The organism is Ardenticatenales bacterium (assembly GCA_020634515.1).
Taxonomy (GTDB): domain Bacteria; phylum Chloroflexota; class Anaerolineae; order Promineifilales; family Promineifilaceae; genus JAGVTM01.
Genome location: JACKBL010000017.1, coordinates 1 through 10771, shown reverse-complemented (window position 1 = coordinate 10771; position 10771 = coordinate 1). Strand labels below are relative to the sequence as shown.

Here is a 10771-nt window from a genome sequence, read left to right as displayed (position 1 = left end):
CGCTGTCTTGTCCGGTCAATTCAGCGAATTGACCTACGGTTTACCATCAAAACACCCTTGACATGACACTAGTGCGGTTCGGCAAAAGGAAGGGTGGTGAAGGCGTAGAGGGTGGATTCGGCGAGGGGCAGGTCGGCGGGCAGGCCGGCTTTGAGGCGTAGATTCGCCAGAAATGTGTCCAGGTCCCAACCGTGGCTGGTGGGGACTTCGGGCAGCAGCAGGCCTTGCCGCCCCCGCGCCTGGAGGAGCAGGCCGTGTCGTCCCAGTTCGATCTGGCGCAGGTCGGTGACGCGATGCAGCGGGGAGAGGACGGAGATTTCGATGTGTGTGCGCGCCAGTTCGGCGGGGGTGAGGGTGGGGAAGCGGGGATCGGATGTGCCGGCATTTACAGCCACACGCGCCACAATTTGCTCCAGAGGACGATCCGCCTGCATATGCCCCACGCAGCCGCGCAGTGGCGACTCCCCGCGCCCCCCATTCCGCAAACGCAGCGTCACAAAAACGCCCGCCTTCCGCGCCAGTTCAGGGTCGTTGGTAGGCAGGAGGCCGGGGGATTCATTGGCCAGATGGGCGGCCAGAGCGGCGCGAGCGCGAGCCAGCAGCGTTTGCCGCCGCGTCTCGTCCAGATCAGGCGACTGGTAACGCCACAGCATCACCGCGCCGTAGCCAACCACGCGGTTGGTGCGGCCTTCGGCGGCATGGGCAGACGTGGCGTGGCCGAGGATGGTCGTGGTATCCGCCCCCAGGTTACGGGCGACGCGCATCATTACCTGAATCGGGCCCTGGCCGCAGGCGGCAGTGACGAGATTGGGAATGCCGGCATTCTCCACCTCCCGCACCGCCTTTTGCACCATCTCCGGGTCGCCCGTTTCCAACGCCGCCAGCATCGCGCGGTCCGCCTTCATCGCCGCCGTATGCGCCGGATAGTGCGACAGATCAGAGGAAGCAATCACCACGGCGCGGCGGCCTGACAGATGCGCCGTCAGCGCCTCCGTGAGCGCATTCACGGTATGCCGGTCGCGCTGCCCCATGAGAATGGGCACAATAGCGCAACCCGGACAGACGCGCTGCAAGAAAGGAAGCGCCATTTCGATCCCATGCTCACCCGCGTGCGTGTCGGGATCGAAGCGGATGCGGAAGTTGGTGTCCACCAGCGCCTGCGCCAGTTCTTCCGCAACCGGCACGACGCCCAGCGGCGTGGCAAACCCGCCTCTGGCCCAGACGGAAATGGGGCGGGAGACGGGTTGTTGGTGATCGGCGGCAATGATCACGGCCACTTCGTAAGGAATGCCGGCAAGTTGCTTAAACGCACACGCCGCCGTCGCCCCGGAATAGTAATAACCGGCGTGGGGCACAAGCAGCCCCAGCGGTTCGCCATCGACGGGCATGACGGCATCCAGAAAGCCATCAACCATCCGCGCCAGTTCGGCGGGATCGTCGGGATACCAACTGCCGGCAACCGCCGCCGCGCGAATATCGTCAACAGAAATGGGAGATGATTCAATTGGGGACATAAGCACACCTGGCACGCCTGGCTGCCCCGGCACGCCCACAAGCAGGCGGCAGGCGCAGCCACCTTGATCCACAGGATACATCAAAACGGCGCGTCTGACATCACCCAGTTGGGCAGGACGCCGCTTTTTGGCAAGAATTCATGCCGCATCCTGTCCTCATGCCCCTCCGTCAAGTATAATTCGCCGCATGACCTACCTGGAAAAACTCAAGCAAGCCCAAGACCAGAACGACTCCTGGCTCTGTATCGGCCTCGATCCTCAGCCAGAGCGCCTGCCCGCGCCCTCGCTGCGCTGGGATGAGCCAGTGCTGCCGTTCAACAAGGCGATCATTGACGCCACGCTCGATCTCGTTTGCGCCTACAAGCCCAATCTCGGCTTCTATTTGCAATGGGGCGCTGCCGGCATGATCGCCCTGGAACGTACCATCGCCTACATCCCCCGCCACATCCCCATCATCATTGATTGCAAAACCGGCGACATCGGCCACACGCAAGATGCCTGGGCGCGCGGGCTGCTCGACGAATGGGGCGTGGATGCCGTCACCGTCAACCCCTACGTCGGCGCGGAAGCCGTGCTGCCCATGATTGGCAATCGCCCGCACAAGGGCGTCTACCTGCTGGCGCGCACCTCCAACCCCAGCGGACCGCAGTTCCAGGGAGACCTGCGCCACGAAGACAGCCTGGCAGCCGCCGTCATCCGCCGCAGCCAGACGTGGCCCGTTCGTGGCGCGCTCGGCTACGTAGTTGGCGCCACCTATCCGGCGGAATTAGCCGCGGCGCGCCAGATGGCTCCCCACGCCAACTTCCTCATCCCCGGCATCGGCGCGCAAGGGGGCGACCTGGCGGCCGCCGTCGCGCATGGCCCGGACGCGGAGGCCGGCCCGGTGATCAACGCCAGCCGCGGCATTATCTACGCTTCTGCCGGCATGGACTTTGCCACCGCCGCCCGTGCCGCCGCCCAATCCCTGCGCGAGCGCATCAACCGCCACCGCGCCACTGCGTGAGCGCCTCCCGAAAATCGCCCCCCTTCCATCGCCTGGCCTGGCAGATCCTACGCCTGAGTCGGCCCCATTTTCTCGTGGGCGGTCTGCTACTGCACACTCTGGGCTGGGCCATGGCCTGGTATGCCCGTGGCAACGTGCGCCTGCCATCGCTGCTCTGGGGACAGGCCGCCATCAGCAGCATCCAATTTATGACCCATTTCAGCAACGATTACTTCGACTACGCCGCGGACCGTGCCAACCGCACGCCAACGCGCTGGTCGGGCGGCAGCCGCGTGCTGGTGGCCGGGGAACTGCCCCCACAGGTCGCCCTGTATGCCGCCTTGATTTGCGCGGGCACGGCGCTCGTCGCCACGTTCGTGTTGGCGCTGCGGCTGCGCACGGGGGCGCTGACGCTGCCCCTGCTGCTCCTGGCGCTGGCGCTGGCCTGGAGCTACAGCGCGCCACCCGCACGGCTGCATTCGCGTGGCCTGGGGGAAGTGACTGTCGCGCTGTTGGTTCCCGGCCTAACGCCGCTAGTGGGTTTCTATTTGCAAACCGGGCAACTCACATGGCTGCCGCTGCTCACGGCAATCCCGTTGTGCGGCCTGCAGTTTGCCATGATTCTGACCATCAACTTTCCTGACGCCAGCGGGGATGCCGCCGTGGGAAAGCGCACATTGGTGCTGCGTCTGGGGGAGGCGCGGGCGGCGCGGCTGTTGGCGGGAACGCTGGCACTTGTCTATATGTCGCTGCCGCTGCTGACGGCGGTGGGAATGCCTCGTCTTACTGCTGTTTTGCTGGCGTTGTTGATGCCGGCATCCGCCGTACAGGCATGGCGGTTCTGGCGCGGCGCATGGCGTCATCCCTCCGCCTGGAACAGCCTCGGATTCTGGGCCATACTCATCCTGGTCGGCTCCATCACATTAGCCTGTCTCGCCTACCTGCTGCCGACGATAGGCGTCATCAGCCCCTTGTAAAAACACATCGTTCATTTCCGTTCCTTAGCCGTTACGACGCGGCAACCATCCGCGCACGCTGAAGCGATAAATGTCATAACAAAGAAATGACGTTTGTCGCTTCCTCCCCCTATCGCGCTGCGTATACTCGGGGCATGTATTCGATTAGGCGAATACATGAATGAGTAACAAGAACAGCGCGATGACTCTCCCCCAACTACAAGAACTCCACCTCCTGCACGCCAATATCTGCCAGGCATTAGGCGACCCGAAGCGGCTGCAAATTCTGTATGCGCTGCACGAGCAGCCGCGCCACGTTACGGCGCTGGCGGACGACCTGGGCATGCCCCAACCAACCATGTCCCGCCATTTGCGGGTGCTGCGGCAGCGGGGGCTGGTGACAACACGACGGGACGGCCCCGCCGTGATCTACGATCTGGTTGACACGCGCATCATCGACGTGCTGAATACAATGCGCGTCATTTTGCGCGACGTAATCGCGCATCAATCTGATATTTTACGAGAAGAATGAGGGTGAGTCGCCAGGGCAGGCGCCAAATGACAAGCCGCAAAACGACAGTATGCCGGCACAACAGCCACGCGCAAACCCGCTCACTCGTCACTCACCAACTTGCAAGCAGGGTCATATGAAAGATTTCAAATACATCTGGGTAGTCGGTCTCCTGGTCACGGCTATGCTGGTGATTGTGCCCATTGCATCTTTCGCCAAGGGAGATACGGAGACGTCAACAGACCCGTGGGCGTTTTTACCCACCCATCCTACGCATACCGATCACAGCAGCCTTTTCGACGAGCCGCTAAACTCCGGCCCGGAAGTCACGGCGGCCTGCCTGGAATGCCACGAAGACGCGGCGCACCAGGTCATTCAGACCTCCCATTGGACCTGGGAAAGCGAACCGGTGCTGCTCCCCGGACGCACTGAACCGGTGACCACGGGCAAGAAGAACTCCATCAACAACTTCTGCATTGGCATTCAGTCCAACTGGCCCGGCTGCACCTCCTGTCACGCGGGTTATGGATGGCAGGATGCCAATTTTGATTTCAGCAGTGAAACAAATGTGGACTGCCTGGTTTGCCACGACACCAGCGGCACATACATCAAGAGCAAGGCGGGCCTACCCGCCGAGAGCGTAGACCTCCTGGCCGCGGCGCAAAGCGTGGGCCTGCCCACCCGCGATAACTGCGGTGGCTGCCACTTTAACGGTGGCGGCGGCGACGCCGTGAAGCACGGCGACCTGGATTCCAGCCTGCTCAACCCACCCGACAGCGTGGACATCCACATGGGCAAGTACGACTTCGTCTGTACCGACTGCCACCGCACCACGGACCACAACATCGCCGGTCGCTCCATTTCCGTCAGTACGGATGACACCAATCAGGTCTACTGCACGGATTGCCACAAAGGAACCATCCACCAGGACGAGCGCATTAACGGTCACCTGGACAGCGTGGCCTGCCAGACCTGCCACATTCCCGAAGGAGCCGTGCGCGAGGCCACCAAAATGCACTGGGATTGGTCCACCGCCGGGCAGGACTTACCGGAAGACCCACACGTCTATCTGAAAATCAAGGGTTCCTTTGTCTACGAAGAGAACTTTATGCCGCAATATGCCTGGTTCAATGGCACGGCGGACCGCTACATCCTGGGCGATCCCATTGACCCCACGACGCCCACGGCGCTGAACCAGCCGCTGGGCGAAATCAATGATCCCAACGCCAAAATCTGGCCGTTCAAAGTCCACGAGGCCGACCAGCCTTACGACAGCGCGTACAACTACCTGTTGCAGCCGAAAACGGTGGGCGAAGGTGGCTTCTGGACGGACTTCAACTGGGACCAGGCGCTGCGGCTTGGCTCGCAGGTCGTGAATATGACGTACAGCGGCAGCTATGGGTTTGCGCCAACGGAAATGTATTGGCCGCTGTCCCATATGGTTGTTCCTGGCGAAGATGCGCTGCAATGCAACGACTGCCACGGCGAAAATGGGCGCATGGATTGGGAGGCGCTGGGCTACTTCGGCGACCCCATGCGCTGGGGTGGGCGCAGTGAAGCTGTCGGCTCCACGGATACACCGTAGCAAACAATGAAGAGAATGCCATGATGAATGAAAAATCGCACGAATTGCGCCTGTTACGCGGATTTGTGTTCAAGGCGCGTCCGACGCTGTTCGTTTCCATCTTGTTCGTTCTGGCGGTGCTGCTGCTAACCACGCAGCGGAGCGCGGCGCAAACGGAGGAGACGCTGCCGGCACAAACGCCATCCACCACGGAACTACCACGCCTGCACCCCACATTCCCCCTGCTGGACGAAAACGGGGAAAACGTTCTGGACACGGACCAGCCCGTTTCCACGATGAACACCTGCGGCGCGTGCCATGATACGGATTTTATTGCCTCGCACAGTTTCCACAGCGACGCCGGGCTGAGTACGTTTGCGGCGCCGGGCACGGTCGTGGGGGGACAAGTGTGGGACATGAGTGCCGGCATTTTTGGCCGCTGGAACCCCCTCACCTACCGCACCCTCTCCCCCGTCGGCGACGCCATCTTTGACCTGACAACAGCCGATTGGGTAAAGCTCTTGGGAGCGCGTCACGTCGGCGGCGGACCTGCCGAATATAGCCGCGCGGGAGAATTGCTGACGCTGCTGACGCCCGACGCAACAAACCCAGAAACCAGCACCATAGACCCGGCCACCGGGCAGCCCCTCCCCTGGGATTGGGCGGCGTCGGGCGTAGTGGAAATGAACTGCTTCCTGTGCCACACGCCCGCCCCCAACAACGAGGCGCGCATCGCGGCGCTGGCCGCGGGCGCATTCCGCTGGGCCAACACCGCCACATTGGACGGCAGCGGTCTGGTAGAGCAAGTAGATGGGCAATGGCAGTGGCAGCGAGAAGCATTTGATGAAGAAGGAAACGTGCGCCTGGACATCCAGGACCCCGGAAACAACAACTGCGGCCAATGCCACGGCCTCGTCCACACCAACAACCAAATTCCCCTCACCCTGGACGGTGGCGGTTGGCGCACGGAAACCACAGGGCAGGTCATATCCCCTCAACGCATCGCCGACTCCGGCCTGAATTTGAGCGACAAAGAAGCCCTCAGCCGCTCCTGGGACATCCATGCCGAGCGCGTCGTGGCCTGCGTTGAATGCCACTATGCGCTCAACAACCCCATCTACTACGAGGAAACCGACGAGTCGCGGCCCGCGCACCTCATCTTCGACCCGCGCCGTATCGACTTCAGCGAATACCTCTACCGCCCGTTGCACCAGTTCGCCAAAGGGCAAAGCGCGCAGAGCGCCATTGCCCCGGAGTTGGACAATACACTGCGCCGCTGCGAATCTTGCCACAGCATTGAGGCCACGCACAACTGGCTGCCCTACAAAGAGCGCCACACCAGCGCCGTTAGCTGCGAATCTTGCCACATTCCCGAACTGTATGCGCCCGCCGTGCAGTCCATTGACTGGACTGTGCTGCTGCCGGATGGCTCACCCAACATGACCTATCGCGGTTTGGCGGCGGACGGTGAGATAATCACGGGCTTTGCGCCCACTCTGCTCACACAGCAAAACGCGGATGGCGGCAAGTCGCTCGCGCCCTTCAATCTGATCACCGCCTGGTATTGGGTTTATGGCGATCCTGCCCGCCCCGTACCCGCGCGCAGCCTGGAAGCCGCCTGGCTGGATGGCGGCCAGTATCAGGCTGATGTGTTGGCGACCTTTGATGATAATGGGGATGGGCAGCTAGATGAGGCGGAACGTTTGATCGACACGCCGGACAAGGAAGTTCTGATTGCAACCCGTCTGGCCGCACAGGGGCTGGAGAATCCGCGCATCAACGGGAACATTCAGCCATACAGCATCAATCACGACGTGGCGGCGGAATCGTGGGCGATTCGTGATTGCCGTACTTGCCACGGCGAGTCATCACGTATTACGGCGACGACGGTGTTGGCAAATGGGGTTCCGGGGGGGGTAATGCCGGCATTTCCCACATCCAACCAAACCTCCTGGAGCGGCAAATTCATCACCAACGACGCCGGCCAACTCCTCTACCAACCCCAAACCAAAGCAGAAAACCTCTACATCCTCGGCCACGACAGCGTCTTCTGGGTCGATTGGGCCGGCATCCTCATCTTCCTGGGCACATTCGCCGGCGTCATCACCCACGGCGGACTACGCTTCTTCGCCCTGCGGCGGCAAAACATGCACAGCCAACCCGCGCTGCGGGATCCCGCGCTGCGGGACGTGTACATGTACTCCATCTATGAGCGGTTGTGGCACTGGCTGCAAACAATCGTCATCTTCGGCCTCATCTTCACGGGGCTGGTCATCCACAAGCCAGACAAATTTGGCATCTTCAGCTTCAACTACGTCGTGCAGGTACACAACGTACTCGCCGCCATCCTGCTGATCAACGCGGCGCTGTCGGCGTTCTACCACCTGGCCAGCGGCGAAATTCGCCAGTTCTTGCCTCGCCCCTACGGATTCTTCGACCAGATGATCGTGCAGGCGAAATACTACCTCGGCGGCATTTTCCGCGGCGAGCCGCACCCATTTGACAAAACGCGCGACAGGAAGCTGAATCCGCTGCAACAAGTCACCTATTTCGGCATTCTCAACGTCTTACTGCCATTGCAAGTGATCACCGGCGCATTGATGTGGGGGGCGCAGCGCTGGCCGAATGCGGCCGACGCGCTGGGCGGCCTGCCGTTCCTGGCCCCGTTCCACACGATCATCGCCTGGCTGTTTGCTTCGTTTATCGTCCTGCATGTTTATCTGACGACGACGGGGCACACGCCACTTGCCGGCATCAAATCCATGATCATGGGTTGGGACGAAGTGGAAATCCACACCCCATCCCAGGAGGCAGCCACCCCCTCATGACCACCTATACCCCTACTGAAAGCGACGCGCGCCCGGCGGCGCGCACCCGTACTCGCCGTATTGCCCGCGACTACGTAAATCCGTATTTTGCCGGCATTCTCCTCGGCCTCGTCCTCTTCCTCGCCTTCTTCTTCACCGGCAACGGCCTGGGTGCATCCGGCGGCCTCAACCGCATCCTCGTCTACTTCGAAGACCTCGTCGCTCCCGAACACGTCAACCGCGTCTCCTACCTCCTGGCCATGGCTGGCGGCGACCAAAACCCCCTCGACAGTTGGGTCGTCTTCGTCACCCTCGGAACCGTCATCGGCGGCTTTGTCTCCGGCTGGCTCAATGGCCGCGTCAAACTGGAAACGAACCGCGGCCCACAAGTCCCCGTGCGCGTCCGCTGGCTCATGGCCTTCCTCGGCGGAACCCTCATGGGGTTCGGCGCCCGCTTCGCTCGCGGCTGCACCTCCGGCCAGGCCCTCTCCGGCGGCGCGGTTCTCTCCGTAGGCAGTTGGGCCTTCATGTTCGCCGTCTTTGGCGGCGGCTACGCCCTCGCCTACTTCGTGCGCAAATTCTGGAACTGAGCATCTTTCAAAGTAACTACTAGAAAATTGGTCCAATCCGGCTTAGCAGTTACCTTTCAAATTCACATTATCGGAGATCACCGAGGCACATCGCCCCCCTTTCCCCCCTCCCACCCGCTGATTTCCGTCGTCAGGAGCTACCATGGCACCTTTTCCTTTACCACTCGCCGGTCTACTAGGCAAATGGGGCGCATACGTCGTCTACCTTCTTATCGGCTTCGCTTTCGGCTTCGTGCTGGAAATAGCCGGCTTCGGCAACTCCAAAAAGCTGGCCGCGCAGTTCTACTTCAAAGAAATGACCGTGCTGAAGGTCATGTTCACGGCCATCATCGTGGCCATGGTCTTCATCTTCCTCAGCGCCGCCATCGGCCTGCTCGACTATAACCTCGTCTGGGTCAACCCCACCTACCTCTGGCCGGGCATCGTGGGTGGCCTGATCATGGGCTTCGGCTTCATCATCGGCGGCTTTTGTCCCGGCACTTCCCTCGTCGCCGCCGCCACCCTCAAGGTAGACGGCATCTTCTTCGCCCTGGGCACGCTCTTTGGCATCTTCCTCTTTGGTGAAACCGTCGGCAGTTTCGACCAGTTCTGGCACTCCTCTTACCTGGGCCGCTTTACGCTGCAAGATTGGCTGGGGCTGCCCGTGGGCGTCGTTGCCCTCCTCGTCATCCTCATGGCGCTGTTCATGTTCTGGGGCGGCGAAAAACTGGAGCAGTATTTTGGCGGCGTAGACCAGAGCAAGTCGCCCAAATGGCGCTATGGCGCGGCGGGGGCCGTGGCCCTGGCCGGCGTGGGTCTCATCTTCATGGGGCAACCCACCACGGCGGATCGCTGGGCCAAAATCGCGCCGGAAAAAGAAGCCGTGCTGGCCGACCGCGCCGTGCAAATCCATCCAGGCGAACTGCTGGATCTGCTGCATGACACCGCCATCAAAACCATCATGCTGGATGTGCGCCCGGAAGCAGACTACAACAAGTTCCACATCCGCGACGCCGTACACATTCCGTTAACGGAGATCGTCAACCAGATTCCCGCTTATCACTTTGAACCGGCCAACGCCGTTTTCGTGGTCATGAGCAATGATGAGACCGCGGCCACGGAAGCGTGGAGAATCCTCATCGCGGAGAGCGTACCCAACGTTTACATCTTGGAAGGGGGCGTCAACAACTGGTTGGCAACCTTTGCCGACGCTGATTTCCAGGCGGCGTACGCCACCTCCGGCAATGGGGATGATCGATTGCACTACACCTTCGCCGCCGCCCTGGGAGATCGCTATCCTGCCGCCGCCCCTAATCCCAAGAAGTTTACGCTGGAATATGTACCCAAAGTGCAGTTGGAGCAAAAACGCGCCCCCACCAGCGGCGGCTGCGGCTAACCGCCTCATCTGAAACCTCCTTACGTGCGGAAGAGCCTACGGCGCGCGCCGTAGGCTCTTTGATGTAACGGACCGCTATCGGAGGCGCGATAGGCTCGCATCGCCGGTGGGGGCAAACGATGCCGGCAAAACCGCGCGTCATGGGCCTGCGGAAACCGGGGAGCGGCTCCGTCTGGTTTGATGGGTGGGACATTGGCCGTCTTCCCGGCTAGAGGAAGGCAGTGATGGGCCTCGTCCTTGTCTCCGAAAGGCGACGACCGTTCACCGATATGACCGTGGAGGAAAAACTGGAAATGGGCGCTTCCCCCAAACGCGCCCGCCCGCACTTGAAACGCAACCTGGAGCGGGTGTATGATATGTTTGGGCAACTGAAAGAGCGCCGTCCGCGAAAAGCGGGAACGCTGAACGGCGGCGAACAGCAAATGCTGGCCGTGGCTCGCGGCATCATGGCGAACCGGCGGACAGCCACTTG

Annotated in this window: 9 protein-coding genes; 8 read left to right on the top strand and 1 reads right to left on the bottom strand. The window is 61.6% G+C overall.

Going from position 1 to position 10771, the window contains the following annotated elements; all coding sequences use genetic code 11:
• Positions 1-68: 68 nt before the first annotated feature.
• Positions 69-1586, bottom strand: coding sequence for an AmmeMemoRadiSam system protein B (gene amrB / locus H6650_22790; protein ID MCB8954842.1), 1518 nt, complete (start codon positions 1584-1586; stop codon positions 69-71).
• Between the two features lie 115 nt (positions 1587-1701).
• Here amrB and pyrF point away from each other — a divergent pair, with 115 nt between their 5' ends.
• The 8 genes from pyrF to H6650_22750 form a co-directional block, all read left to right on the top strand.
• Positions 1702-2517: an orotidine-5'-phosphate decarboxylase gene (gene pyrF / locus H6650_22785; protein MCB8954841.1), complete on the top strand. Its 816-nt coding sequence runs from the start codon at positions 1702-1704 to the stop codon at positions 2515-2517.
• Complete coding sequence (locus tag H6650_22780) at positions 2514-3473, top strand: prenyltransferase (protein MCB8954840.1); 960 nt, start codon at positions 2514-2516, stop codon at positions 3471-3473. The genes pyrF and H6650_22780 overlap by 4 nt, the downstream gene beginning before the upstream one ends.
• A gap of 160 nt (positions 3474-3633) precedes the next feature.
• On the top strand, positions 3634-3984 hold the full coding sequence (locus tag H6650_22775; protein MCB8954839.1) for a winged helix-turn-helix transcriptional regulator: 351 nt from the start codon (positions 3634-3636) through the stop codon (positions 3982-3984).
• Positions 3985-4099: 115 nt separating this feature from the next.
• The gene (locus H6650_22770; protein ID MCB8954838.1) at positions 4100-5548 is read left to right on the top strand and encodes a tetrathionate reductase family octaheme c-type cytochrome; all 1449 of its coding nucleotides are present in this window, start codon (positions 4100-4102) and stop codon (positions 5546-5548) included.
• A 20-nt stretch (positions 5549-5568) separates the two neighbouring features.
• Entirely contained in the window at positions 5569-8355 is a 2787-nt protein-coding gene (locus tag H6650_22765) for a cytochrome b/b6 domain-containing protein (GenBank protein ID MCB8954837.1), read from the top strand.
• Entirely contained in the window at positions 8352-8924 is a 573-nt protein-coding gene (locus H6650_22760) for a YeeE/YedE family protein (protein ID MCB8954836.1), read from the top strand. Before H6650_22765 ends, H6650_22760 begins: the two co-directional genes overlap by 4 nt.
• A gap of 142 nt (positions 8925-9066) precedes the next feature.
• On the top strand, positions 9067-10299 hold the full coding sequence (locus H6650_22755) for a YeeE/YedE family protein (GenBank protein MCB8954835.1): 1233 nt from the start codon (positions 9067-9069) through the stop codon (positions 10297-10299).
• Between the two features lie 224 nt (positions 10300-10523).
• Positions 10524-10771, top strand: a 248-nt coding sequence (locus tag H6650_22750) for a branched-chain amino acid ABC transporter ATP-binding protein (protein MCB8954834.1), incomplete at its 3' end; no start/stop codon positions are given.